Raw genomic sequence first — 24,367 nt, forward strand, 5'->3', positions numbered from 1 at the left:
TTACTGCTCCAGCGCCTGCTGCAGCGGTACGTAGAATTCTTCGCAGAGCGCGTCCACCGCCGGGCGCGCCGTGGCGGTGACGAAACCGAGCTCCAGCACCAGCACCTGATAAACGCCGCGCTTGATGGCTTCTTCACTCAAATGCGCGGCATTTTCCCGGGTGGTGCAGAGAAAGCGGACCCAGGACGTGAGGATGATCCAGGCGTTGAGGGTCAGCGACTCGATCTGCACCGTGTTCATTTCCAGGATGTCCGCCTCGACAAAGCCGGTGTAAATGGCCTGGCCCTGCAACAGGCAACGCTGGGAAAAGCGCCGGTAGCGGGCGGCCAGTTCCTTGTCGCTGTCGAGCAGGTGTTCGAGGTCGCGGTGCAGGAAGCGGTAGTTCCACATCGCGGCGAGGATCGCCTTCAAGTAGAAGCGCTTGTCCTCGACCGTGGCCAGACGGCCTTTGGGCGGGTGCAGGAAACTTTCCACCTGTTCCTCATACTGACTGAACAACTCGGCAATGATTTCCTGCTTGTTGGCGAAGTGGTAGTAGAGGTTGCCGGGCGAGATTTCCATATGCGCGGCGATGTGGTTGGTACTGACGCTGCGCTCGCCCTGCTGGTTGAACAGCTCCAGGCTGTTTTGCACGATGCGCTCGCGGGTCTTGATACGCGGGGCCATGACGCCAGCTCCAAAAGCGTGAGCTTGAAATGTTTGGTTAATCTTACGGCCTCAATGGGGTGCGTGCATCTGCTGAATGCAGGGGAATTCAGCGCTGCGATGAGGCCCGACAGAGCCACACAAAAAGACCAACTAGAGTATATGCTCTAGCCGAAACAATTAGTCATGGAGGTCCCGATGTCCCAACTGGACTGGCTCGACGCCCTGTTCGAACAACAGCGCGACGCCTTCAACCGTCTGCCCATGCCGCCCCTGGCCCAGCGCCGGCAATGGCTCAAGGCCCTGCGCCAGGCGCTGATCGAGCGACAGGACGAGTTGGTCACCGCCATCGATCAGGACTTCAACGGGCGCAGCGCCGACGAAACCCGGCTGGCTGAACTGATGCCCAGCGTGCTGGGCCTGGCCCATGCGGAAAAACACCTCGGCCACTGGATGAAGTCCCGGCGCCGCAGCGTCGGCCTGGCCTTCCAGCCGGCCAGTGCGCGCGTGCACTACCAACCGCTGGGCGTGGTCGGGGTGATCGTGCCGTGGAACTACCCGCTATTTCTTGCCATTGGCCCGCTCACCGGCGCCCTGGCCGCGGGCAACCGGGTGATGCTCAAGCTCAGCGAAACCACGCCGGCCACCGGGCTGGTGCTCAAGAACCTGCTGGAATCGGTGTTCCCCACGGACATGGTCAGCGTGGTGCTGGGCGAGGCCGACGTGGGCGAGGCATTCTCCCGCCTACCGTTCGACCACCTGCTGTTCACCGGCGCCACCAGCATCGGGCGCCATGTGATGCGCGCCGCCGCCGACAACCTCACCCCGGTGACCCTGGAACTGGGCGGCAAATCCCCGGCCATCGTCTCCACCCGCGTACCGCTGGCCGACGCCGCCGAGCGCATCGCCTTCGGCAAGACCCTCAACGCCGGGCAGACCTGCGTCGCGCCGGACTATGTGCTGGTGCCGGAAGAGCGAATCTCCGGGTTTATCGAAGCCTATCGCGAGGCGGTAAAACGCTTTTACCCACAGGTGCAAGGCAACCCGGACTACACGGCGATCATCAGCGAGCGCCACCTGGCCCGGCTCAACGGCTACCTTGATGACGCCCGCCTGCAAGGCGCCACGGTGACCAATCTGTACCCGGACGAACCGCTGCAAGGTCGCCGCCTGCCGCCCTATCTGCTGCAAGACGTCCACCAGCAGATGCAGGTGATGCAGGACGAAATTTTCGGCCCGTTGCTGCCCATCGTTCCTTACCGGCATATCGACGAAGCCATTGCCTACATCAACCAGCGACCGCGTCCGCTGGCGCTTTACTACTTCGGCTACGAGCGTGACGAACAGAACCTGGTCCTGGAAAACACCCATTCCGGCGGCGCCTGCCTCAACGACACCTTGCTGCATGTGGCCCAGGATGACCTGCCGTTCGGCGGCGTCGGCCCTTCCGGCATGGGCCATTACCACGGCTACGAAGGCTTCCAGACCTTCAGCCAGGCCAAGGGCGTGCTGGCCAAGCAACGCCTGAACCTGGCGCGGTTGATCTACCCGCCTTATGGCAAGCGCCTGCAACAACTGGTGTACCGTTTCTTCATCCGCTGATCGCTGCACAGGCCCGACAATAATGACAACATGCCTGCCCGACGCCGCCGCGCTCAACCGCCGCGGCCTGCTCAAATTCAGCCTCGGCGCCACGCTGTTTCTCAGTGGCGCCAGTTTGCTCGGCTGCACCGCCGAAACGCCCGCCAGCGGCTTTGGCGTGTTGCGCACGGCTGATCTGCCACTGCTGCGCGCCATCACCCCGGTAATCCTCGCGGGCGCCGCGCCCGCCAGCGCCACGGAAGCGGTTCTCGCCCGTCTCGACGATACGCTCGCCAGTCTCTCGCCGGAAATGCTCGCGCTCACCCGGCAACTGTTCGACGTGCTCGCCCTGCCGCTGACCCGCGGCCCACTCACCGGCATCTGGGGCGCCTGGGAACAGGCCAGCCCCGCAGACATCCGCGCCTTTCTGCTGCGCTGGCAGGACAGCGCGCTGAACCTGCTGCGCCAGGGTTATTGCTCGCTGCTGCAACTGCTGCTGATGGCCTGGTACAGCCTGCCCGACGCCTGGGGCACCTGCGGTTATCCCGGCCCGCCGAAATTCTGACCGACAAGAGCCCGCCCATGCCCGTACCCGACCTGTTCCGCGACGGCCTCGCCCGTGGCTGGAAAACCCGTGACGGCTCCGCCCTGAGCCAGGACCTGACCCTGGAAACCGACATCGCCATCATCGGCACCGGGGCCGGCGGCGCCACCAGCGCCGAACGCCTCAGCGAAGCCGGCTACCGCGTGCTGTTGATCGAGGAAGGTCCGCTGCAGACCAGCAGCGACTTCAAGATGCTCGAACACGAGGCCTACGCCCGCCTCTATCAGGAAGGCATCGGCCGCATGAGCAAGGACGGCGCCATCACCATCCTTCAGGGCCGCGCCGTGGGCGGCACCACGCTGATCAACTGGACGTCCTGCTTCCGCACCCCGGAACCGACCTTGCAGCACTGGGCCCGTGAACACGGCGTCAGCGGCCTCGGCGTGGATGATCTGGCGCCCTGGTTCGAGCGCATGGAGCAGCGCCTGAACATCGCCCCCTGGCAGGTGCCGCCCAACGCCAACAACGACGTGCTGCGCCGTGGCTGCGCGGCCCTCGGCCTGGACTGGAAGGTGATTCCGCGCAACGTGCGCGGCTGCGGCAACCTCGGCTATTGCGGCATGGGCTGCCCGCTCAACGCCAAGCAATCGATGCTGGTCACCAGCATTCCGGCGACGCTGGAAAAAGGCGGCGAACTGCTCTACCTCGCCCGCGCCGAGCGCTTCGAACACGACGGCCAGCGCATCCGCGAATTGCACTGTGTGGCCATGGACCCGCGCTGCGTCGCACCCACGGGCCGGCGCATCCGGGTACGGGCGCGGCACTACCTGCTGGCTGGCGGCGGCATCAACAGCCCGGCCCTGCTGCTGCGCTCGGACGCCCCGGACCCGCATCAGCGTCTCGGCAAGCGAACCTTCCTGCACCTGGTCAACTTCAGCGCGGCGCGTTTCGCCGAACCGGTGAATCCGTTCTACGGCGCGCCGCAGTCAATCTACAGCGATCACTTCCAGTGGCGCGGCGGCGTCAGCGGCGCCATGGGCTACAAGCTGGAGGTGCCGCCGCTGCACCCGGCCCTGGCCGCCACGCTGCTCGGCGGTTTTGGCGAGGACAACGCGCTGCGCATGGCCGACCTGCCCCACACCCACGTGATGCTGGCCCTGCTGCGCGACGGCTTCCACCCGGACAGCGTCGGCGGCAGCGTGCACCTGCGCGGCGACGGCTCGCCGGTGCTCGATTACCCGGTGTCGGCCTACGCCTGGGACGGCGTGCGCCGCGCTTTTCACAGCATGGCGCAGATTCAGTTCGCCGCCGGGGCCGAGAGCGTCCTGCCGCTGCACAGCCATGCCCGCCCCGCAAAAAACCTGGCCGAGGCCCGCGCGATGATCGACGACTTGTCGCTGGAACTGTTCCTCACCCGCCTCGGCAGCGCCCATGTGATGGGCGGCTGCGCCATGGGCGAAGACCCGCGCCAGAGCGTCTGCGACAGCCTTGGCCGGCATCATCAACTGGAAAACCTGTCGATCCACGACGGCTCGCTGTTCCCCACCAGCATCGGCGCCAACCCGCAACTGTCGGTCTACGCCATCAGCGCCCGGCTCAGCGACCAACTCGCCGAACGCCTGAAAATGCCCGCATGACAACAGCGGGCCGCGCTGTCTATAGTCCGTTGGGCCGGTGATGGCGACTTGGCCCGACCGTATCGGCTGCGCTACCATCCGACTCCCTAACGCCCTCCTGCCAGGACGACGCGATGAACCGAGTGTTGTACCCGGGTACTTTCGACCCGATTACCAAGGGCCATGGCGATCTGGTCGAACGCGCCTCACGCCTGTTCGATCATGTGATCATCGCGGTTGCCGCCAGCCCCAAGAAAAACCCGCTGTTCCCGCTGGAACAACGAGTAGAACTGGCGCGTGAGGTCACCCGGCACCTGCCCAACGTCGAAGTCCTTGGCTTCTCCACGTTGCTGGCGCACTTCGCCAAGGAGCAAGGCGCGAATGTCTTCCTGCGCGGCCTGCGCGCGGTGTCGGACTTCGAGTACGAGTTCCAGTTGGCCAACATGAACCGGCAACTGGCGCCCGACGTCGAAAGCCTGTTCCTCACCCCATCGGAGCGTTATTCGTTCATCTCCTCGACGCTGGTGCGCGAGATCGCGGCCCTGGGCGGCGATATCACCAAGTTCGTCCACCCGGTGGTGGCCGACGCACTCACCGAGCGATTCAAGAAGTAATCTCAACTCCGGCCTGAAACCCGCGCCCGCGTGCACTGCGGGCGCTAATACGGCACAATTGCGCCCATTGGTTTTCAATTGCCAGTGCGCGAGAGCCTGGCCGGAGTCCCCATGTCCCTGATCATCACCGACGATTGCATCAACTGCGACGTCTGCGAACCCGAGTGCCCGAACGCCGCCATCTCCCAGGGCGAAGAGATCTACGTGATCGACCCGAACCTGTGCACCCAGTGCGTCGGCCACTATGACGAACCGCAATGCCAGCAAGTCTGCCCGGTCGACTGCATCCCGCTGGATGAAGCCCACCCGGAAACCGAAGACGAGCTGATGACCAAATACCGCCGTATTACCGGCAAGGCCTGATGCGGGGCGTCGCCCCTCTCCGATCGTTGTTCCTCGGCGCCAGCCTGGCGCTGTGCAGCATTGCGGCCCTGGCCGACGGACCGGGGCGCGCGGCAATCGCCACGCCTCACCCTGAAGCCACCGCCGCGGCGCGGGAAATCCTCCGCCAGGGCGGCAACGCCTTCGACGCGGCGATTGCCGTGAGCGCCGCACTGGCCGTGGTCGAGCCCTATGGCTCGGGCCTGGGCGGTGGCGGCTTCTTCCTGCTGCGCCAGCCCGGCACGCCCACCGGCTACCGCTTTATCGACGCCCGCGAAAAAGCGCCCGGCAACGCCACGGCGGACATGTACCTGAAAGACGGCAAGGTCGAGCCCGGCCTGTCGATCAACGGTCCGCTGGCGGCGGCCATTCCCGGCTTGCCCGCGGCGCTGGACGAACTCGCCGCGCGCTACGGCAAACTCCCTCTACGCAGTAGCCTGGCCCCGGCGATTCGCCTGGCCAACCAGGGTTTTGCCGTCGATCGCATCTACCGCGACCGCGCCACGATGCGCCTAAGCGCCTTGCGCGACGACGCCGAAAGCGCCCGACTGTTTCTCGACCGCAATGAAGTGCCGGCCCTCGGCCGAGCGATCCGCCAGCCGGGACTGGCCGCAACCCTGCAACGCTTGGCAGATCAGGGCCGCGACGGTTTCTACCGGGGTCCGGTGGCGCAAACGCTGGTGCGGGAAGTCAACGCCGCCGGCGGGATCTGGAGCCTGGATGACCTTGCCGGCTACCGCACCGCCGAGCGCGAGCCGCTGCGCTATCGCCTTGCCGGCCAGCGCGAACTGATCAGCGCCCCGCCGCCGTCCGCTGGCGGCGTGGCTATCGCCCAGAGCCTGGCGATGCTCCAGCGCCTGCCATGGCAAAGCGCCGACAAGGTGCAGCGCGCCCACTATGTGCTGGAAGTCTTGCGCCGGGCCTACCGCGACCGTGGCCTGCTTGGTGACCCGGACCATGTGGATAATCCCGTGCCGCGCCTGCTGTCGCGCTCGCACCTGGTTGAGCTGGCCGACAGCATCGACGTGCACGACGCCACACCGAGCAGCCGCCTGCCGCCGTCGCCCGCCTGGCGCGAAGGCGACCACACCACCCACTTCGCGGTGATCGACGCCGACGGCAATGCCGTGGCGGCGACCTTGTCCGTCAACCTGCCTTTCGGCGCAGCCTTCACCGCGCCCGGTACCGGCGTGGTGCTGAACAATGAAATGGACGACTTCGCCGCCGACCCGCACGGCAGCAACAGCTACGGCCTGAGCGGCAGCCAGGCCAACGCCGTGGCGGCCGGCAAGCGACCGCTGTCGAGCATGAGCCCGAGCTTCATCGAAAGCCCTGGAGAGTTCGCCGCCTTCGGCACGCCGGGCGGCAGCCGGATTCCGAGCATGGTGCTGCTGTCGATGCTGGAATACCTGGACGGGCGGCCGGTGAACACCTGGCCGGCGGTGCCGCGCTATCACCACCAGTATTTGCCGGATGTGGTGGAGCATGAGCCGGGCGCATTCAGCGAGACGGAGCAGGAGGCGCTGCGGGCACGCGGTTATGAGCTGAAGGATCTGGGGCGCAGCTACGGCAATCAGCAGGTGCTGTTCTGGGACAAGCGGGACGGGCGGCTGGAGGCGGCGAGTGATCCGCGTGGGGTGGGCAGTTCAGAGGTGGTGAAGCCCTGATGGCCTCATCGCTGGCAAGCCAGCGATAAGGCCAGCAAACTCAACAACGATCTACTTCTGACACCGCGGACAAAACACACTCGCCCGCTGCCCCAGTTTCACTTCCCGCAAGACCGTGCCGCACACCTTGCACGGCTCTTCGCGCCGCCCGTAGACGAACAGCTCCTGCTGGAAGTACCCCGGCTGACCGTCCCCGCCGATGAAGTCGCGCAAGGTGGTGCCACCTCGCTCGATCGCCGCCGCGAGGATCCGCTTGATTTCGATCGCCAGCCGCAGGTAACGCGCCCGGGAAATCCCGCCCGCCTCGCGGCGCGGATCGATACCCGCCGCGAACAGCGCTTCGGTCGCGTAGATATTGCCAACCCCGACCACCACAGCGTTATCCATGATGAACGGTTTCACCGCCATCGACCGCCCGCGGGACAGCTGGAACAAGCGCTCACCATCAAACAGGTCGGTCAGCGGCTCCGGGCCGAGCCGGATCAGCAGCTCATGCTCCAGCGGCGTCTGGCTCCAGAGCATCGCGCCGAAACGCCGAGGATCGGTGTAGCGCAGCGCCAGGCCGGACTCCAGCTCGATATCCACGTGCTCGTGCTTTTCTGCCGGCAAGCCGATTTCCACCAGCCGCAGGTTGCCAGACATACCCAGGTGGCTGATCAGCGTCCCCACCTCGGCATTCAACAACAGGTATTTCGCACGCCGCTCCACCGAGACGAACCGCTGCCCGGACAGGCGCACGTCGAGGTCTTCAGGGATTGGCCAGCGCAGACGGCGCTCGCGCACGATCACCCGGCTGACACGCTGGCCTTCGAGGTAAGGGGCGATGCCCCGGCGAGTGGTTTCGACTTCAGGTAGTTCCGGCATGGATCAATGGCTGCCCAGTTCGCGGATGGTTTGCTTGAGGCTCTCGAAGTCGTATTCCGACAGGCCGATATAGTCCAGCACCAGGTGCCCGACGGTATTCCATTCGTGGTCCACGCTCTGGTTGCCCAGCACCCGGTGCGATGCGCAGATGTGCTCGGCCATCTTCAGGATCGCCAGCAGGTTTTTCAGCGGCGCGTTGCGCGGCGAGTCGTCGCTGAACACCGCCAGGGCGTTGTGGTGGTTGGCGATAGCGTTGCTGACATGCTCCGGCAGGCGCCAGGACTTGGCCGTGTAGTAGCCCACCACCGCGTGGTTGGTGTTGAACACCTGATTCTCGGTGTCCACCACCCGCTGGTTGTCGCCGGCGCTGGCGTAGGCGTCTTCCAGCACACGCATGTATTCGGGGAAGCGCTTGAGCATCAGCGGCACGCCGCAATCGTGGAACAGACCCAACGCGTAAGCCTCGTCCACCGCCTGGGAGCCAAATCGCTTGGCCAGGGTCAGGCTGGTCATCGCCACGTCCTGGGCCGTGTCCCAGAAACGGTTGAGGGTGACGATGGTTTCATCGCTCATCTCGCCCTTGATCGACTGGGCGTTGATGAGGTTGATGATCGAACGGCTGCCCAGCAGGTTCACCGCGCGCTGGATCGAGGCGATCTTGTTGGTCAGGCCGTAATACGGCGAGTTGACGATCTTCAGCAGCGCGCCAGACAGGCCAGGGTCCTGGGAAATCAGCTTGGCGATCACCTCGAGGTCGGGATCGGGCATGTACTGCTCCATCTGCAGGTCCACCATGATCTGCGGTTGGGGCGGGACGCTGATGCCTTGCAAGGCTTGCTGGATCTGTTCGGCGGTTAGTTCCGGGGTCATAAATTCACACTCGCGGCTGACGGCGAATTCTAACCTGATCAGTACAGTGGGGCGCCACGCAAAATACCGTCCGCTGGCCTGCAATTTGTCGCGCCGGCGCAGTGCTCGCCTGGTCGACAGGCTATACTCCCGCTCTTTTTTCCCGGAGCGACGTCATGTCCCTGCCCACCCTTCGCCTCAAAGCCAACGCCGACCGCCGCCTGCGCGCTGGCCACCTGTGGGTCTACAGCAACGAAATCGACGTCGCCGCCACCCCGCTGCACGGCTTCAAGGCCGGCGACCAGGCCATTCTGGAAACCGCGGGCGGCAAAGGCCTGGGCATCGTCGCCCTGAGCCCGAACAACCTGATCTGCGCCCGCCTGCTGTCGCGCGACGTCAAGCTGGCACTGGACAAATCGCTGCTGGTACACCGCCTGAACGTCGCCCTGTCGCTGCGCGAGCGCCTGTTCGACAAGCCGTTCTACCGCCTGGTCTACGGCGATTCCGACCTGCTGCCGGGCCTGGTGGTCGACCGTTTCGGCGACATCCTCGTGGTGCAGTTGGCCTCGCCGGCCATGGAGCGTCAGCGCGATGACGTCCTCGCCGCGCTGATCCAGGTGCTCAAACCGAGCGGCGTGCTGTTCAAGAACGACTCCTCCGCCCGCGATGCCGAAGGTCTGGAGCGTTATGTCGAAACCGTCTACGGCGAAGTGCCGGAGTGGGTCGCGCTGGAAGAGAACGGCGTGAAGTTCGAAGCGCCGGTGATGGAAGGCCAGAAGACCGGCTGGTTCTACGACCACCGCATGAACCGCGCGCGCCTGGCGCCGTACGTCAAGGGCAAGCGCGTGCTTGACCTGTTCAGCTACATCGGCGGCTGGGGCGTGCAGGCTGCGGCCTTCGGCGCCAGCGAAGTGTTCTGCGTCGACGCTTCCGCCTTCGCCCTCGATGGCGTCGAGCGCAACGCCGCGTTGAACGGCTTTGCCGAGAAAATGACCTGCATCGAAGGCGACGTGTTCGCCGCCCTGCGTGAGCTGAAGGCTTCGGAAGAGCGCTTCGACGTGATCGTCGCCGACCCGCCCGCCTTCATCAAACGCAAGAAAGACCTGAAAAACGGCGAAGGCGCCTACCGCCGCCTGAACGAACAGGCCATGCGCCTGCTGAGCAAGGACGGCATCCTGGTCAGCGCATCGTGCTCGATGCACCTGCCGGAAGACGACCTGCAGAACATCCTGCTCACCAGCGCCCGTCACCTGGACCGCAATATCCAGTTCCTCGAGCGCGGCGGCCAGGGCCCGGACCATCCGGTACACCCGGCAATCCCGGAAACCCGCTATATCAAGAGCATCACCTGCCGCCTGCTGCCTAATAGCTGAGTGCGTCAGTGAAATGAAAAATCCCGGCCTGGTGCCGGGATTTTTTATCGCCCCAGTTTCTCCAGCGCGGCATCGGCGAGGAAGGAAGAGCGGCTTTTCACGTTGTGGTCGCGAACATAGCGGTCGATACGCTGAATGACAAAACCTGGCAGGGTGACATTCACTTTCTCGGTCTTGCCCAAGTATGGCGTAACGTCGATTTCGAGCATTCCCCACCCCATGCCCGCGAAATCGGGATTGCTGCGATGAGTAGCCGCGCTGGTGGGCATAGGAATGGACTGACCGCTCCCGACAATCTCTTCCAGCATGATGTGCGCAACCTCGACTGCGGCGGCATAGGCATCCTCGAAGGTATCGCCTGCGGTGACCGCACCAGGGATATCCGGAATCTGGATGCCCGTGGCGGTCTTTTCATCGCCCCATTCGATGCAGATCGGGTATTGCATGTTTGACTCCTGCGAAGTTGCAAAAGGCGAGCCCGGGTTATTTCAGCCCAGCCCGTTCCCTGATGCTTTTTACAGTGCCCAGCGGCAGGTCCTTTTTGGGATGGGGCACGGGGATTGAGTTTGGATTGCGGGGGTGCTTGAAAATGTGATGGCTTCCCGTGACACGCTTCAAAAACCAACCAGCAGCTTCAAGCTCCTTGATCAACAGTCTGCTTTGCACCTCCATCTCTCCCTGATGAGCGAAGGAGCAAACATAAGCGCTGAGCCATCAAAGCACCCCGAAAAAGATGTGTCCAGAGTTATCTTTTAATGGCCTGCTGCCGGGCGCTAGCTGACTAGATCCTACCCAACATCGACCTCACCACCCGTCGATGAAACGGCGCGATCAGGCGCATGTAGAACCGCCCCAATGCATTGTGCGGCTCGACGATGGAAGTCAGGCTGAGCTGGTTGTTCGGGTCCAGGTGCACGGAAATCAGGACATCCAGGTGGCTGTCCTTGAGCGACAGCACCAGTTCCTTGTCCGTCACGGCGGCGATCTGGAAGAAATCGAGGTTGTCGCCCACCCGCGGGCTCTTCTGTACGCGCAGGTTGAAGCCGGTGACCGGCTTGAGGCCGAAAGGCCGGACCATCATGTCGCGCAGGCGGATCGCCTGGTTGACCCAATCCGGCACCGCGCGGCTCATCCGCTGGTAGGCATCCAGCGCGGTCAGGCCCTGTTCGGGCGTCACCCGGCGGGCGAAGCAGTCGAAGAACCAGGCCGTGGTGGACAGCATCCGCAGAACGCTGCTGGCGGGAACATCGGCAGGGTGGACCATAAACTCCTCCATGGAAGTCCAAAGCGAGAAGTCGATCACGGTAGCGCTCCGCCGCCCGGAAAGCGACCCCGACCAAAAAAGGGCTTGTCTGCGCCACAAAGCGCCGTGCCGCGCGCGCCAACTGTCTATTGCGCCATTCCCTAAGCCCGCCAGCGGTGTAGAATCGGCCCTATTCATCGCCAGTCATCCCCCGGCGGGTTTATGAGCTCTGGCCGAGCGCACGGCGATCCCGCGGCGTCTTCGGCTTCATCCGTACCAGCGGCCACCTGCCTTGCGGTACCAAGGACAAGAGAAGCTCACTCCCCTCATTGATACCTGATTAGCCGCCAGGAGTGCTTCATGCCTGATTACCGTTCCAAAACGTCCACCCACGGCCGCAACATGGCCGGTGCCCGCGCGCTGTGGCGCGCCACCGGTATGAAGGACGAGGACTTCAAGAAGCCGATCATCGCGATCGCCAACTCGTTCACCCAGTTCGTCCCGGGCCACGTGCACCTGAAGGACCTGGGCCAACTGGTCGCCCGCGAAGTGGAACGCGCAGGCGGCGTGGCGAAGGAATTCAACACCATCGCGGTGGATGACGGCATCGCCATGGGCCACGACGGCATGCTCTATTCGCTGCCGAGCCGCGAGATCATCGCCGACTCCGTCGAGTACATGGTCAACGCCCACTGCGCCGACGCCATCGTCTGCATCTCCAACTGCGACAAGATCACCCCCGGCATGCTGATGGCCGCCCTGCGCCTGAACATCCCGGTGATCTTCGTTTCCGGCGGCCCGATGGAAGCCGGCAAGACCAAGCTGGCCAGCCACGGCCTGGACCTGGTCGACGCCATGGTCATCGCCGCCGACTCCACCGCCAGCGACGAGAAAGTCGCCGAGTACGAGCGCAGCGCCTGCCCGACCTGCGGTTCGTGCTCCGGCATGTTCACCGCCAACTCGATGAACTGCCTGACCGAAGCCCTGGGCCTGGCCCTGCCGGGCAACGGTTCGACCCTCGCCACCCACAGTGACCGCGAGCAACTGTTCCTCAAGGCTGGCCGCACCATCGTCGAGCTGTGCAAGCGCTACTACGGCGACAACGACGACAGCGTGCTGCCGCGCAACGTCGCCAACTTCAAGGCGTTCGAGAACGCCATGATGCTCGACATCGCCATGGGCGGCTCGACCAACACCATCCTGCACCTGCTGGCCGCGGCCCAGGAAGCCGAGATCCCGTTCGACCTGCGCGACATCGATCGCCTGTCGCGCAAAGTGCCGCAACTGTGCAAGGTCGCGCCGAACATCCAGAAGTACCACATGGAGGACGTCCACCGCGCCGGCGGCATCTTCAGCATCCTCGGCTCACTGGCCCGTGGCGGCCTGCTGCACACCGACCTGCCGACAGTGCACAGCCCGAGCATGGAAGAAGCCATCGCCAAGTGGGACATCACCCAGACCGACGACGAAGCCGTGCACACCTTCTTCAAGGCAGGCCCGGCCGGCATCCCGACGCAAACCGCGTTCAGCCAGTCGACCCGCTGGGAAACCCTGGACGACGACCGTGAACACGGCTGCATCCGTAGCGTCGAACACGCGTATTCGCAAGAAGGCGGCCTGGCCGTGCTGTACGGCAACATCGCGCTGGACGGCTGCGTAGTGAAAACGGCGGGCGTCGATGAGTCGATCCATGTGTTCGAAGGCAACGCGAAGATCTTCGAAAGCCAGGACAGCGCGGTACGCGGCATCCTCGCTGACGAGGTGAAGGAAGGCGACATCGTCATCATTCGCTACGAAGGCCCGAAAGGCGGCCCGGGCATGCAGGAAATGCTGTACCCGACGTCGTACCTGAAGTCCAAGGGCCTGGGCAAAGCCTGCGCCCTGCTGACCGACGGCCGTTTCTCCGGCGGTACCTCGGGCCTGTCCATCGGCCACGCCTCGCCGGAAGCCGCTGCTGGCGGCGCCATCGGCCTGGTGCAGGACGGCGACAAGGTGCTGATCGACATTCCGAACCGCTCGATCAACCTGTTGATCAGCGACGAAGAACTGGCGGCGCGCCGTGTCATTCAGGACCAGAAAGGCTGGAAACCGGTGGAGCAGCGTCCGCGCAAAGTGACCACCGCGCTGAAAGCCTACGCCCTGCTGGCCACCAGTGCCGACAAGGGTGCGGTGCGTGACAAGGCTCTGCTCGACGGGCTGTGAGTCGTAGAGCGGAATGAAAAAAACCGGCGCCCTTGGCGTAATGCCAGTCAGTTAAACCAATTGGGGCCGCTTTGCGGCCCTTCGCGAGCAAGCTCGCTCCCACAGGATAGCCAAGGTGCAGCTTGTGGGAGCGAGCTTGCTCGCGAAGGGCTGCAGAGCAGCCCCAATTTAGGTGCTGAAACGTTAACTGACTGGCATTACGCCCTTGGTGCCGGTTTTTTATGGGTCATCAAGGGCCTCATCGCTGCTGTTCGGGACTCACTCAGTAACTGGCCCGCACAGTAAAGGTGAGATTTCGTGGCTCACCATAGAAGTTCGACCCCCACGGGCTGTCCACCCGCTCGTAATACTTGCGGTCGAACAGGTTGTTGCCGGTCAGCTTCACCGACAGGTTCTGGTTGACCTTGTACCCCACCTGCGCCGTGGCAATCGCGTAGCCGCCCTGTTCGAAGTCGACATTGCGACGGTAGTACGTCGCACTCACCGCCCGCACCCCGCCGCCGATGTTGAAGTCCTTCAACGGCCCATCGCTGAACTCGTAATCGGTCCACAGGTTGACGTTGTGCTTCGGCGTGATGGTGCTAAAGGTGCTGCCCTTCTCATCGTCGGTGCCGGTCAGCGCCTTGGTCATGGTGTAGGCATAACCGGCCACCACGCTCCAGTTGTCGGTCAGGTTGCCGCTCAGCTCGGTTTCCCAGCCCTGGCTGCGAACCTTGCCTTGCGCCCTGTAGTACTGAGCACCCGACACCAGTTCGGCACGGTTTTCGTCATAGAGCCGGAACACTGCGATGCTGCCGTTGAGCCGCCCGTCGAAGAATTCACGCTTGAGGCCCAGCTCGTACTGCTCGCCTTCGCGCGGCGCGATCACCTTGTTGTCCGCGTCGATATTGGACTGCGGCTTGAAGACCTTGGTGTAGCTGGCATACGCCGACAATTCCGGGGTCAGCTTGTAGACCAACGCGCCGTAGGGGATGAACTTGCGGTTGATGTTGGTCTCGGTCTCGCCGAACTGGTTGAAGTAGGCGTTGGCATTTTTTCCTTCGCTTTCGAACCAGGTCACCCGGCTGCCGAGAATGACGTCCAGTTCATCCGTCGCGGCGATCTTGGTGCGCCCGTAAATCCCGTACTGGCGCGAGGTCGACCAGGTGCCGTTGTCCATGACGAACTCGCGTTTGGGAATGTCGTTGCTGCCAGGATCGAACACGTTGATCGGGAAATACTCACCGCCGCCGTAAGTGAAGTCCTTGTTCAGGTGCTGGTACTCGGCCCCGACCGTGAACTCATGGGTGCGACCGAAGGCTTCCACCGGCAGGGTGACGAAGCTGTCCAGGCCCAGGCTCTTGATGTGGGTGTAATAGGAATACGCGATCGCCCAACTACCGCCGGTGGCCGGGTCGACCGCGTCATCGGTCCAGGTGAAGTTGCGGGTCGGCGTCTCGGCGTCGCGGTAGGTCAGCGAGGTCTTGAACTGACCGCCGTTGTCCAGCGCGTGATCGATTTCAGCGAAGCCTTCCAAGACGCGCTCGTCCAGTTCGTTCCACTTGGCGTCGACGAAGGTGGAGCGGCTGACATCCAGCAGCTTGCCATCGGCATAGGCCGGCAGGCCGAACGCGGGTGTGGAGCGGTTCTTCTGGTAGGCGCCGCCCAGCGACAGGGTGGTCGCCGGGGTGATGTCGTATTCCAGCCGGCCGTACAGCATCGGCCGCTCGTTCTGCGCATAGTCGACCCAGGACTTGTTGTCCTCATAAGCGGTGACGAAGCGCCCGCGCAGGCTGCCGTCGGCATTCAGCGGGCCGGTGACGTCGATGCTGGAGTGGTACTTGTCCCACGAGCCCGCCGACAGCTCGCCCTTCAGACCAAAGGTGCCAAGGGCGCGCTTGCGCACCACGTTGATGGTGCCGCCAGGCTCGCCGGAGCCCTGGTACAGACCGGACGGGCCACGCAACACTTCGACGCGGTCGTACATGGCCAGGTCGAAGCTGGTGGCCAGGTCGCCCTGGCCGGTGGCCTGCGAAACGCCGTCGACCTGCACCTGATCCACCAGGAAGCCGCGCATGTACACGTCGTTCAGGCTGGAGCCGGAGTTGTAGCTCTTGATGGTGACGCCGGTCACCTGGCGCATGGCGTCCTGCAGGTTGTTCATGTTCTGGTCGTCCATCCGCTTGCGGGTGACGACCGAGACCGACTGCGGAATGTCCTTGAGCTTCTGCTCGCCCTTGCCGATGGTCAGGGCGCCGGTGGTGTAGGACCGACTGCCTTCGGTGGTGGCGCCGAGCTGGTTGGCGTTGACGCTGGTCGCGCCCAGTTGCACGGCGGCGTCATTGCCGACGTGCCTTTCCAGGGTGACGCTGTCGCTGTCGATGTAGCTCGCCGACAGCCCACTGCCCGCCAGCAGGCGAGCCAGCGCCTGGCTCTGTGGATAACTGCCACTGAGGCCCGGCGAGCGCAGCCCTTGGGTAACTTCCGCCCCCACCAGCACTTGCACCCGGGTGACCGCGCTGAACGCGGCCAACGCGCCATCGAGGGACTGCGCCGGAATGTCGAAGCGGTAGACCTGCGCCTGAGCCTCGCTCGCGGCCAGGGTCGGCAGCGCGAAGGTGCCGCTGCCCATGGCAATCGCCAGGCTGAGCAGCGTCGGCAGGCCCGGCAGGTGCCGGCGGGTGGTGGTGTGTTCCATGTGTGGTGCTCCCCCAAAGTCATCGAAATCTTCGAGCGCCGCCGCACTATCTGAGAGTGCTTGCTATTTGCGCCTTCGAGTTCAAGGACGACGGGATTTGGGGAAACCCTGAAACTTTCTGAATTTTTTCTTCAGCCTTCGCGCAACACCCGCAGATACCCGGTGTATTGCTCGGCGCTCAGACCCAAGGTGTGTTTCAACGCCTTGAGCACGGCCTCGGGCTTGTCGATCTCGAACACCCCGGACACCTTGCGCTGGCGCAGCGCTTCGCCGAAGACCAGGGTCTGGCCCGGCCAGTAGCGGTTCAGCTCGTCCACCACCTCACCCAGCGGCTGCTGGCGAAACACCAGTTGACGCTGACGCCAGGCGAACTCGGCGGCGCCGTCGAAATCGCGCACCGCGCTCAGGCGGTGGCCCTGGTAATCGACCGCGCGGCCCGGTTCCAGCAACACCGTCTGTTTGCCATCGGCGCTGACCTGGACCTTGCCCTGGGCCACCCGCACGCGGGTTTGCTCGCCCTGCCGGGCCACGCTGAAGCGAGTGCCGACCACCTTGACCCAGCCTTCGCCGGAGCGAATCACGAAGGGGCGCGCGGCGTCGGCGCTGACCTCGAACCAGGCTTCGCCGCGCAGCAGCGTCACCCGACGCTCGTCCTGGCCGAGATCGATCTGCACGGCGGTGTCGGTGTTGAGTTGCAAGTGTGAGCCGTCGGCCAGGTTCAGGCTGGGCGACTCGCCCGTGCCGGTGGCGTAGTCGGCGCGCCAGCGGTCAGGCCAGGGGCTTTGTAGGGTCAGCGCGGCGACCGCCAGCAGCACCGCGGCGGCGCTGGCCCAGACCCGCAAGCGCGGTGTGCGCCAGCGAGCCCGCTCAGTTTCCCGCATCTGCCGGGCCGGCTCGCGCAGGGCACCGAGCAGCGCCAATACCTCGTCCCAAGCCCGCGCCTGCGCCGGACCACGGTCCAGCCAGGCGGCGAAACCTTCCTGATCCGCCGCGCTGACGTCTTCGGCCCGCAGGCGGTAGTACCAGCCGCTGGCTTCGTCGAACAGCACGTCGTCGTCAGGGACGTCGGGGTGGGTCATGGAGGTTTCCATAGCAGCAAGGGGGCCGGTCATTTCGCCCCCGGCGTGGCGTCGAGCAGGTGCGCCTTGATGAAGGCACGGCAGTCGATCAACGCGCGACGCAATTGGTATTCGACGCTACGGGGAGAAATCTTCAGCCGTTCGCCGATCTCCCTGTAGGAACATTCGTCGACATGATAGAGCAGGAAGATATGCCGGGTCGCCTCGGGGAGGGCCTCGATGGCGGCCTGCATCAGCCGCTGCTCTTGCTGGGTGGCGAGTTGCTCCTCGGCGCCGGGCGCGCTGCACGGCAGGTCTTCGCTGGGCTCGCCGCCGTCGAGGCGCTCGCGGCGAATCATCTGGCGCTGATGATCGCGCACCAGATTGCTGGCGATGGTGAAGAGAAAGGCCGGCAGGTTGTCGACCTTCTTGTCGGCGGGCAACCGCGCCAGGCGCAGAAAGGACTCCTGGGTCAGGTCCGCGGCCACCTGGCTGCTGCCGGTGCGCCGGGCGACAAAGGCTTCGAGTGCTTTCTTCTGCTCGATGAACAGCCGGGCGATCTGCGTGTTCCACGAAGACACGGGCACTTCCTGGTGGGCGGGCTCAAGAGGATGCGCACGCTAGCAGAGGATGAGAGGTATTCGCAATTGGTATTGTTTTGTGTTGATGCTGATGGCCCTATCGCCGGCAACGCCGGCTCCCACAGCGTTGTTGTCAACCGCAGACACTGTAGGAGCCGGCGTTGCCGGCGATGAGGCCATCGGGACCTATTGAATGTCTTCGGGCGTCACCACCACCCAATTCTTGTCCGCCGTCACCGGCAACCCTTCCCTGGCCTGGGCCGCCGCGTGCTTGGCCATCATCCCGTTGATCTGGTCCATGTACTTGGCCTTGCGGTTGATCCACAAATGAACCCCACCCTTGGCCACATCGACACTGTGGAACAGCATGTAGCCGTCGCTGCTCGGGGTGTCGCCGCCCACCAGCACCGGTTTCTTCCACTCATCGATGTAGGTGAGGATCGCCGCCTGCTTGCCCGCCATCCAGGTCGCCGGGGTCCACAGGTACGGGGTCAGTTCCAGGCCGAGGTTGGCGGCGGGGTCGTACTGGCCGGCGCTGATCTGCTTGCGCGCGGTGGTCAGCGCGCCACTGGTGCGGTCCTTGAGCAACAGGCTGACGCCGATGATGTTCTGCGGCTTCACGTTGTAGCCGTACTTGGGGTCGGAAGCGACCATGCGCACCAGCTCTTCGGACGCGGCGGTCATCACGTAGACCTCGATGCCGTTCTCCATCAGCTTGTTGAACAGCTCAGTCTGCCCGGTGAACACCTTGGGCGGCTGCACCTCGATGGCCTTGACCTGATCGCCGTCGAAGTAGGTGCTCGGCACCGGCTTGCCCGACGCCATCAGCTCATCGACGTAGCCCTTGAGTTCCTTGAGGGTGAAGCCGGAAAACACCTGCGCGACCCACGGGTAGCAGACCATGTCGTCGATTTCGCAGAGGCGGTAGTAGTAACTGAACAGGCTTTCCTTGTGCTCGGCGGTGTCCTTGAACGGGATCAGCTTGAGCGAGGGGTCGAGCTTGTCGCGAGTCAGCAGGCCTTTGTTTTCCATGAACGGCAGCAGCGACTCTTCGAGGTCGAAGCGGTAGCTGGTGTTGTCCATGTCGAACACCGCGTAGTTACCTTTGTGGGCATTGGCGGCGATCATCGCGTCGAGCTGCTTCGCGGCCGGGGCCGGCCAGTGTTTCAACTCCACCGCCAGGGTCTGCCCGGCGAACAGAAGGGCCAGGCCGGCAGCGAGGATTTTCGGAGCGAACGTCATGTGCGGGTCTCCTGCAAAAGGGTCCGCTCCACCCTAAGCAGTCCACCGTCACCGCCCAACTCTGACAACGACGTCGACAACGGCCTCAACGGCAGCCACTTGTCCAAAAACGACCTTCTGTTATTCCAGAAACGACACTCGTCATTCCATATCGATATAAAGTCCTTTGTTTTCATACTGTTAGCATTTTCGTTTCAGCTATCGCCCATAGCGGCGATGCGCGTCGTTTTTTCTGGAGCTTCAATGAACCTGCCGCTGTTTCTCAATCTGCTGGTGTTCCTGGCGTTGCTGCTGGGCCTGGCTCAAACCCGTCACCGCAACTGGAGCCTGGCCAGGAAGGTGCTGGTCGGCCTGGTGCTGGGCGTGGTGTTCGGCGCCGCGCTGCATGCGATCTACGGCGCCGGCAACCCGGTGCTCAAAGCCACCATCGGCTGGCTCGACCTGGTCGGCAACGGTTATGTGCAACTGCTGCAAATGATCGTGATGCCGCTGATCTTCGTCTCGATCCTCGGCGCCGTGGCGCGGCTGCACAATGCTTCGTCGCTGGGCCGCATCAGCGTGCTGACTATCGGCACGCTGCTGTTCACCACCGCGATCGCCGCGCTGATCGGTATCGTCCTGACCAACCTGTTCGGCCTGAGCGCCGAAGGACTGGTGGCCGGCACGCAGGAAACCGCGCGCCTGCAAGTGATCCAGAGCGATTACGCGGGCAAGGTCGCCGACCTGAACATCCCGCAACTGCTGCTCTCGTTCATCCCGAGCAACCCGGTGGGCGACCTGGCCCGGGCCCGGCCGACCTCGATCATCGGCGTGGTGATCTTCGCCGCCTTCCTCGGCGTGGCCGCGCTGCAACTGCTCAAGGACGAACCGGAGAAAGGCAACCGCGCCCTCGCCGCCATCGAAACCCTGCAAGCCTGGGTGATGCGCCTGGTGCGCCTGGTGATGAAACTGACCCCGTATGGCGTGCTGGCGCTGATGACCAAAGTGGTCGCCAGCTCGAACCTGGACGACATCCTCAAGCTGGGCAGTTTCGTGGTGGTGTCCTACATCGGCCTGGCGCTGATGTTCGTGGTGCATGGCGTGTTGCTGAGTCTGTCCGGGGTCAACCCGCTGCGCTTCCTGCGTAAGGTCTGGCCGGTGCTGACGTTCGCCTTCACCAGCCGCTCCAGCGCCGCCAGCATTCCGCTGAGCATCGAAGCGCAAACCCGCCGCCTGGGCGTGCCGCAGGCCATCGCCAGCTTCGCCGCGTCGTTCGGCGCCACCATCGGTCAGAACGGTTGCGCCGGGCTGTATCCGGCGATGCTGGCGGTGATGGTCGCGCCGGCTGTCGGCATCGACCCGCTGAATCCGCTCTGGATCGCGACGCTGGTGGCAGTGGTGACCTTGAGTTCGGCCGGGGTGGCCGGGGTGGGTGGCGGGGCGACCTTCGCCGCGCTGATCGTGCTGCCGGCGATGGGCTTGCCGGTGGAGCTGGTGGCGCTGCTGATCTCGGTCGAACCGCTGATCGACATGGGCCGCACGGCGCTGAATGTCAGCGGCGCGATGACGGCGGGGACTATCACCAGCCAGATCATGGGGCAGACCGACAAGGCGCTGCTGGCGGCGGATGAGCAGGTGCAGTTGAGTCACTCGTAGGACTCTGATCGCTGCGGTTCGGCGCACCGAACCGCAGCGAAAGGACCGTAAAGCGGTCCCAAAACCTCAGCCCCGCTCCCAAACCTCAAAGTGATACACCGGCTTCCCTTCCTCCGCCGGCGCCTGCTCGCTGGACACCTTGGTCCAGACCCGCTCATCCACCTCGGGAAACCAGGCATCGCCTTCCGGGCTCAATTCCACCCGGGTCAGGTACAAGCGATCCGCCAGTCCCGTCTCCAGCGCCTGCCCGTAAAGCTGCGCGCCACCGATCAGCATCAGCTCATCCACGCCCTGCTCCGCCGCCCACTGGTCGGCGCGGACGATGGCGTCTTCCAGCGAGGCGAACACTTCGGCGCCTTGCAGTTGCAGGCCGGTCTGGCGGCTGACCACCAGGTTCAGCCGGCCCGGCAACGGGCGGCCCAGCGAATCCCAGGTCTTGCGACCCATGATGATCGGCTTGCCCAGGGTGGTGGCCTTGAAGTACTTGAAGTCCCCCGGCAAATGCCAGGGCATGCGATTGTCGATGCCGATGACGCGGTTCTCGGCGAGGGCCGCGATCAGGCTGAGAGGGCGTGATGTTTTCATGGCGGCGAGGATAGCAAAGCCCGTTCGCGGATGCCTGGGTTATGCTTCCAGACTGACTCGCTCAACGGAAGCTGTACGTGACTGGACTGACCGACCTGGACAAGCGCTGGCTGACCGAAGCGGTGCGCCTGCGCGAAGAACACACGGGGCCCCTGGAAGATCAGGAAGCCAATCGCCGCGCTCGCCAACAGGGCGGCGACCTCGCCCGGCGCATCGAACACCGCGCCCTGTTCCTGGCCGAACGCGACGGCCTGCGCCAGGCGCTGGAACACTACAAGCGCGGCGCCCGCCTGGCCTTGCTGGCGCTGCTGGTTGTGGCGCTGGTCAGCGGAGCCGGGCTGGCCTTTGCCGCCCTCGGCGACGGTCAGCGTCCGGTGAATGTGTTCTGGGCCCTGGGCAGCCTGCTCGGGCTCAACCTCCTGTTGCTGCTGGGCTGGGCCACCGGCCTTTCCATGGCCGGCGACCAGGGCGCGAGCCTCGGCCGGCTGTGGCTCTGGCTCAGCGAAAAACTCGCCCGCGACGCCAAGGCTGCGCACCTCGCCCCGGCCCTGTTGGTGCTGCTGCAACGCCAGCGCCTCACCCGCTGGCTGCTCGGCACGTTGGTCCACGGCCTCTGGCTGCTGGCCCTGCTCGCCGCGCTGGTGTTGCTGTTGATGCTGCTCTCGACCCGGCGCTACGGCTTTGTCTGGGAAACCACCCTGCTCCAGCCCGATACCTTCGTCAGCCTGACCCAGACCCTCGGCGCCCTGCCGTCCCTGCTCGGATTCAGCACCCCGGACGCGGCGATGATCCGCGCCAGCGGCGACAGCCAGCCGGCGCTGGAACTGAGCCGCCAGGCCTGGGCCGGCTGGCTGCTCGGCGTGCTGGTGGTCTACGGCATCCTGCCGCGCCTGCTGCTGGCGGGGTTCTGTCTGTGGCGCTGGCGTCAGGGCCGCGCGCGGCTCGCCCTCGACCTCAAGCTCCCCGGCTACAGCGCCCTGCGCGAATCGTTGATGCCCAGCAGCGAACGCCTCGGCGTGAACGATGCCGCGCCCGATCAGTTGCCGCAGATCGAACGCGGCCAGGACGACGTGCAGCACGACGGTGCGCTGCTGGTGGGCCTGGAACTGGACGATCAACGCCCGTGGCCGCCCGCATTGCCGGCCTCGGTGACCAACGCCGGCGTGCTGGACAGCCGCGAATCGCGCAAGCGCCTGCTGGAACAGCTCAGCCACTTTCCTCCGGCGCGCCTGGCGATTGCCTGCGACCCACGGCGCTCGCCGGATCGCGGCAGCCTCGCACTGCTCGCCGAGCTGGCGCGCAGCGCGGCGGCCACGCGCATCTGGCTGATGCAGCCGCCACCCGGCCAGGCGCTGGACGCGGAGCGTCTGGGCGACTGGCATCAGGCCCTGGACCAGCTGGCCTTGCCCCACGCCGACACGGCACCGTTGAACTGGCTGGAGCACGGTCATGACTAAAGCGCTGAAGCTGGCCGTGGTCGGCCACACCAATGTCGGCAAGACCTCGCTGCTGCGGACCCTGACCCGCGATGTCGGCTTCGGCGAAGTGTCCCATCGCCCCAGCACCACCCGACATGTCGAAGGTGCGCGGCTGTCGGTGGACGGCCAGCCGCTGCTGGAGCTGTACGACACGCCCGGCCTGGAAGACGCCATCGCCCTGCTCGATTATCTGGAACGGCTGGAACGCCCCGGTGAGCGCCTCGACGGCCCGGCCCGGCTCGAACGCTTCCTGCAGAGCAGCGAGGCGCGCCAGCGCTTCGAACAGGAGGCCAAAGTGTTGCGCCAGTTGCAGGCCAGCGACGCCGGGCTGTATGTGATCGACGCCCGCGAACCGGTGCTGGCCAAGTACCGCGACGAACTGGAAGTGCTCGCCGGTTGCGGCAAACCGCTGCTGCCGGTGCTCAATTTCGTCGCCAGCAGCGACCACCGCGAACCCGACTGGCGTGAGGCCCTGGCCCGGTTGGGGCTGCACGCACTGGTGCGCTTCGACAGCGTCGCACCACCGGAAGACGGCGAACGACGGCTGTACGAAAGCCTCGCCCTGATGCTGGAAAACGCCCGCCCGGCCCTGCAACGGCTGATCGACGACCAGCAGGCGCAACGCCAGCTCCGCCGGCACAGCGGCAAACGCCTGATCGCCGAACTGCTGGTGGATTGCGCCGCCTGCCGACGCAGCGTGGTGGCCAAGCCAGACGAAGAGGCCGCCGCCGTGCGCGAACTGCGCGAAACCATTCGCCAACGTGAGCAACGCTGCGTCGAAGCGCTGCTCAAGCTGTATGCCTTCCGCCGCGAAGACGCCAACGCCAGCGACCTGCCGCTGCTGGACGGGCGCTGGGGCGATGACCTGTTCAATCCGGAAACCCTCAAGCAACTGGGCATTCGCCTGGGCGGCGGTGTTGTGGCGGGTGCCGCGGCCGGCGCCGGGATCGACCTCGCGGTCGGCGGCCTGACCCTCGGCGTCGCCGCGCTGGCCGGGGCCATCGCCGGTGGCGCGCTGGGCACGGCGCGCAGCTATGGTTCGCGGTTGCTGGGCAAACTCAAGGGACAACAGGAACTGACCGTGGACGATGCGGTGTTGCGCCTGCTCGCGGTGCGGCAGAAACAGCTGCTTCAAGCGCTGGACAGCCGCGGGCACGCAGCGATGAACCGGATCAAGCTGGACACCCCGCCTGACCAAACCTGGCGCGACGGCAAACTGCCGGCGGCGCTGAGCAAGGCGCGGGCGCATCCGCAGTGGTCGTCGTTGAATCCGGGGGCCAGGTTGAGTCAGGCGGAGCGGCTGGAGCAGATTGAAGCGCTGGTATTGGAGATCTAGGCCGACCTTATGGCCCGTCAGTAAACCAAGTAATGGCGACCAAGTGCTAGCCTCCAGGTGTTTAGCGCTCTCAAGATCGAGCGCCGCCCGCGCGGCGCATCGCGAGCAAGCTCGCTCCTACATCGGTTGCAACGTGCCATGGCCTGACAGAGAGGTGTTGCCTGCCCTTGGCGCTTGGCGATGAATCGCGGGGAGG

Annotated in this window: 22 protein-coding genes; 11 read left to right on the plus strand and 11 right to left on the minus strand. The window is 64.9% G+C overall.

Annotated features, from left to right (window positions below; translation table 11 throughout):
- Positions 1-666 (minus strand): TetR/AcrR family transcriptional regulator, encoded by a 666-nt coding sequence (locus CKW37_RS14305; protein WP_095156356.1) that lies wholly within the window; start codon positions 664-666, stop codon positions 1-3.
- Positions 667-831: 165 nt separating this feature from the next.
- On the opposite strand from CKW37_RS14305, the gene CKW37_RS14310 reads away from it, so the two are divergent.
- From CKW37_RS14310 to ggt, 6 genes are all read left to right on the plus strand, one after another.
- Positions 832-2,247: a coniferyl aldehyde dehydrogenase gene (locus CKW37_RS14310; protein WP_095156357.1), complete on the plus strand. Its 1,416-nt coding sequence runs from the start codon at positions 832-834 to the stop codon at positions 2,245-2,247.
- A 22-nt stretch (positions 2,248-2,269) separates the two neighbouring features.
- Complete coding sequence (locus CKW37_RS14315) at positions 2,270-2,791, plus strand: twin-arginine translocation pathway signal protein (protein WP_095156358.1); 522 nt, start codon at positions 2,270-2,272, stop codon at positions 2,789-2,791.
- Positions 2,792-2,808: 17 nt separating this feature from the next.
- Positions 2,809-4,407, plus strand: a complete 1,599-nt coding sequence (locus tag CKW37_RS14320) for a GMC family oxidoreductase (RefSeq protein ID WP_095156359.1) — start codon at positions 2,809-2,811, stop codon at positions 4,405-4,407.
- Between the two features lie 113 nt (positions 4,408-4,520).
- Positions 4,521-5,000 carry a pantetheine-phosphate adenylyltransferase gene (gene coaD / locus CKW37_RS14325; protein ID WP_095156360.1) on the plus strand — a complete coding sequence of 160 codons (480 nt, stop codon included), beginning with the start codon at positions 4,521-4,523 and terminating at the stop codon, positions 4,998-5,000.
- 111 nt (positions 5,001-5,111) lie between these two features.
- Positions 5,112-5,363 (plus strand): YfhL family 4Fe-4S dicluster ferredoxin, encoded by a 252-nt coding sequence (locus tag CKW37_RS14330; protein ID WP_095156361.1) that lies wholly within the window; start codon positions 5,112-5,114, stop codon positions 5,361-5,363.
- A complete protein-coding gene (gene ggt / locus CKW37_RS14335; protein WP_095156362.1) occupies positions 5,363-7,048 on the plus strand; it encodes a gamma-glutamyltransferase in 1,686 nt (561 codons plus the stop codon). Before CKW37_RS14330 ends, ggt begins: the two co-directional genes overlap by 1 nt.
- A 51-nt stretch (positions 7,049-7,099) precedes the next feature.
- Here the strand turns inward: ggt and mutM are convergent, their stop codons facing one another.
- Positions 7,100-7,912, minus strand: a complete 813-nt coding sequence (gene mutM / locus CKW37_RS14340; RefSeq protein WP_095156363.1) for a bifunctional DNA-formamidopyrimidine glycosylase/DNA-(apurinic or apyrimidinic site) lyase — start codon at positions 7,910-7,912, stop codon at positions 7,100-7,102.
- A 3-nt stretch (positions 7,913-7,915) separates the two neighbouring features.
- Positions 7,916-8,782 (minus strand): HDOD domain-containing protein, encoded by an 867-nt coding sequence (locus CKW37_RS14345; protein WP_095156364.1) that lies wholly within the window; start codon positions 8,780-8,782, stop codon positions 7,916-7,918.
- A gap of 155 nt (positions 8,783-8,937) precedes the next feature.
- Between CKW37_RS14345 and CKW37_RS14350 the strand changes: the two genes are divergently transcribed.
- On the plus strand, positions 8,938-10,134 hold the full coding sequence (locus CKW37_RS14350; RefSeq protein ID WP_095156365.1) for a class I SAM-dependent rRNA methyltransferase: 1,197 nt from the start codon (positions 8,938-8,940) through the stop codon (positions 10,132-10,134).
- 44 nt (positions 10,135-10,178) lie between these two features.
- Here CKW37_RS14350 and CKW37_RS14355 read toward each other — a convergent pair whose 3' ends face one another.
- From CKW37_RS14355 to CKW37_RS14365, 3 genes are all read right to left on the minus strand, one after another.
- The gene (locus CKW37_RS14355; RefSeq protein ID WP_095156366.1) at positions 10,179-10,580 is read right to left on the minus strand and encodes a type II toxin-antitoxin system HicB family antitoxin; all 402 of its coding nucleotides are present in this window, start codon (positions 10,578-10,580) and stop codon (positions 10,179-10,181) included.
- A gap of 37 nt (positions 10,581-10,617) precedes the next feature.
- Positions 10,618-10,800 (minus strand): type II toxin-antitoxin system HicA family toxin, encoded by a 183-nt coding sequence (locus CKW37_RS14360; RefSeq protein ID WP_095156494.1) that lies wholly within the window; start codon positions 10,798-10,800, stop codon positions 10,618-10,620.
- Between the two features lie 115 nt (positions 10,801-10,915).
- A complete protein-coding gene (locus CKW37_RS14365) occupies positions 10,916-11,398 on the minus strand; it encodes a DUF2867 domain-containing protein (RefSeq protein WP_159985261.1) in 483 nt (160 codons plus the stop codon).
- Positions 11,399-11,737: 339 nt separating this feature from the next.
- Here CKW37_RS14365 and ilvD point away from each other — a divergent pair, with 339 nt between their 5' ends.
- Complete coding sequence (ilvD, locus tag CKW37_RS14370) at positions 11,738-13,579, plus strand: dihydroxy-acid dehydratase (RefSeq protein WP_095156368.1); 1,842 nt, start codon at positions 11,738-11,740, stop codon at positions 13,577-13,579.
- A gap of 262 nt (positions 13,580-13,841) precedes the next feature.
- Here the strand turns inward: ilvD and CKW37_RS14375 are convergent, their stop codons facing one another.
- The 4 genes from CKW37_RS14375 to CKW37_RS14390 form a co-directional block, all read right to left on the minus strand.
- Positions 13,842-16,256 carry a TonB-dependent receptor gene (locus tag CKW37_RS14375; RefSeq protein WP_095156369.1) on the minus strand — a complete coding sequence of 805 codons (2,415 nt, stop codon included), beginning with the start codon at positions 16,254-16,256 and terminating at the stop codon, positions 13,842-13,844.
- 131 nt (positions 16,257-16,387) lie between these two features.
- The gene (locus CKW37_RS14380) at positions 16,388-17,335 is read right to left on the minus strand and encodes a FecR family protein (protein WP_095156370.1); all 948 of its coding nucleotides are present in this window, start codon (positions 17,333-17,335) and stop codon (positions 16,388-16,390) included.
- Positions 17,336-17,364: 29 nt separating this feature from the next.
- Positions 17,365-17,895 carry an RNA polymerase sigma factor gene (locus CKW37_RS14385; RefSeq protein WP_095156371.1) on the minus strand — a complete coding sequence of 177 codons (531 nt, stop codon included), beginning with the start codon at positions 17,893-17,895 and terminating at the stop codon, positions 17,365-17,367.
- A gap of 186 nt (positions 17,896-18,081) precedes the next feature.
- Positions 18,082-19,137, minus strand: a complete 1,056-nt coding sequence (locus CKW37_RS14390) for a phosphorylcholine phosphatase (RefSeq protein WP_095156372.1) — start codon at positions 19,135-19,137, stop codon at positions 18,082-18,084.
- 243 nt (positions 19,138-19,380) lie between these two features.
- Between CKW37_RS14390 and CKW37_RS14400 the strand changes: the two genes are divergently transcribed.
- Positions 19,381-20,772, plus strand: a complete 1,392-nt coding sequence (locus CKW37_RS14400) for an L-cystine transporter (RefSeq protein ID WP_095156374.1) — start codon at positions 19,381-19,383, stop codon at positions 20,770-20,772.
- Between the two features lie 66 nt (positions 20,773-20,838).
- On the opposite strand, the gene CKW37_RS14405 is transcribed toward CKW37_RS14400, so the two are convergent.
- Positions 20,839-21,357, minus strand: coding sequence for a dihydrofolate reductase (locus CKW37_RS14405; RefSeq protein ID WP_095156375.1), 519 nt, complete (start codon positions 21,355-21,357; stop codon positions 20,839-20,841).
- A 77-nt stretch (positions 21,358-21,434) separates the two neighbouring features.
- On the opposite strand from CKW37_RS14405, the gene CKW37_RS14410 reads away from it, so the two are divergent.
- Positions 21,435-22,814 carry a DUF2868 domain-containing protein gene (locus CKW37_RS14410; RefSeq protein ID WP_095156376.1) on the plus strand — a complete coding sequence of 460 codons (1,380 nt, stop codon included), beginning with the start codon at positions 21,435-21,437 and terminating at the stop codon, positions 22,812-22,814.
- On the plus strand, positions 22,807-24,171 hold the full coding sequence (locus tag CKW37_RS14415; protein WP_095156377.1) for a GTPase/DUF3482 domain-containing protein: 1,365 nt from the start codon (positions 22,807-22,809) through the stop codon (positions 24,169-24,171). The genes CKW37_RS14410 and CKW37_RS14415 overlap by 8 nt, the downstream gene beginning before the upstream one ends.
- Positions 24,172-24,367: the final 196 nt, after the last annotated feature.

It is taken from the genome of Pseudomonas sp. Irchel 3E13, from assembly GCF_900187455.1.
Lineage (GTDB): Bacteria > Pseudomonadota > Gammaproteobacteria > Pseudomonadales > Pseudomonadaceae > Aquipseudomonas.

What these genes read in the sequence shown, in the direction of transcription:
- CKW37_RS14305 (WP_095156356.1), bottom strand. Translation starts at nt 666, where the DNA reads ATGGCCCCGCGTATCAAGACCCGCGAGCGCATCGTGCAAAACAGCCTG.
- CKW37_RS14310 (WP_095156357.1), top strand. Translation starts at nt 832, where the DNA reads ATGGAGGTCCCGATGTCCCAACTGGACTGGCTCGACGCCCTGTTCGAA.
- CKW37_RS14315 (WP_095156358.1), top strand. Translation starts at nt 2,270, where the DNA reads ATGACAACATGCCTGCCCGACGCCGCCGCGCTCAACCGCCGCGGCCTG.
- CKW37_RS14320 (WP_095156359.1), top strand. Translation starts at nt 2,809, where the DNA reads ATGCCCGTACCCGACCTGTTCCGCGACGGCCTCGCCCGTGGCTGGAAA.
- coaD (WP_095156360.1), top strand. Translation starts at nt 4,521, where the DNA reads ATGAACCGAGTGTTGTACCCGGGTACTTTCGACCCGATTACCAAGGGC.
- CKW37_RS14330 (WP_095156361.1), top strand. Translation starts at nt 5,112, where the DNA reads ATGTCCCTGATCATCACCGACGATTGCATCAACTGCGACGTCTGCGAA.
- ggt (WP_095156362.1), top strand. Translation starts at nt 5,363, where the DNA reads ATGCGGGGCGTCGCCCCTCTCCGATCGTTGTTCCTCGGCGCCAGCCTG.
- mutM (WP_095156363.1), bottom strand. Translation starts at nt 7,912, where the DNA reads ATGCCGGAACTACCTGAAGTCGAAACCACTCGCCGGGGCATCGCCCCT.
- CKW37_RS14345 (WP_095156364.1), bottom strand. Translation starts at nt 8,782, where the DNA reads ATGACCCCGGAACTAACCGCCGAACAGATCCAGCAAGCCTTGCAAGGC.
- CKW37_RS14350 (WP_095156365.1), top strand. Translation starts at nt 8,938, where the DNA reads ATGTCCCTGCCCACCCTTCGCCTCAAAGCCAACGCCGACCGCCGCCTG.
- CKW37_RS14355 (WP_095156366.1), bottom strand. Translation starts at nt 10,580, where the DNA reads ATGCAATACCCGATCTGCATCGAATGGGGCGATGAAAAGACCGCCACG.
- CKW37_RS14365 (WP_159985261.1), bottom strand. Translation starts at nt 11,398, where the DNA reads ATGGTCCACCCTGCCGATGTTCCCGCCAGCAGCGTTCTGCGGATGCTG.
- ilvD (WP_095156368.1), top strand. Translation starts at nt 11,738, where the DNA reads ATGCCTGATTACCGTTCCAAAACGTCCACCCACGGCCGCAACATGGCC.
- CKW37_RS14375 (WP_095156369.1), bottom strand. Translation starts at nt 16,256, where the DNA reads ATGGAACACACCACCACCCGCCGGCACCTGCCGGGCCTGCCGACGCTG.
- CKW37_RS14380 (WP_095156370.1), bottom strand. Translation starts at nt 17,335, where the DNA reads ATGACCCACCCCGACGTCCCTGACGACGACGTGCTGTTCGACGAAGCC.
- CKW37_RS14390 (WP_095156372.1), bottom strand. Translation starts at nt 19,137, where the DNA reads ATGACGTTCGCTCCGAAAATCCTCGCTGCCGGCCTGGCCCTTCTGTTC.
- CKW37_RS14400 (WP_095156374.1), top strand. Translation starts at nt 19,381, where the DNA reads ATGAACCTGCCGCTGTTTCTCAATCTGCTGGTGTTCCTGGCGTTGCTG.
- CKW37_RS14405 (WP_095156375.1), bottom strand. Translation starts at nt 21,357, where the DNA reads ATGAAAACATCACGCCCTCTCAGCCTGATCGCGGCCCTCGCCGAGAAC.
- CKW37_RS14415 (WP_095156377.1), top strand. Translation starts at nt 22,807, where the DNA reads ATGACTAAAGCGCTGAAGCTGGCCGTGGTCGGCCACACCAATGTCGGC.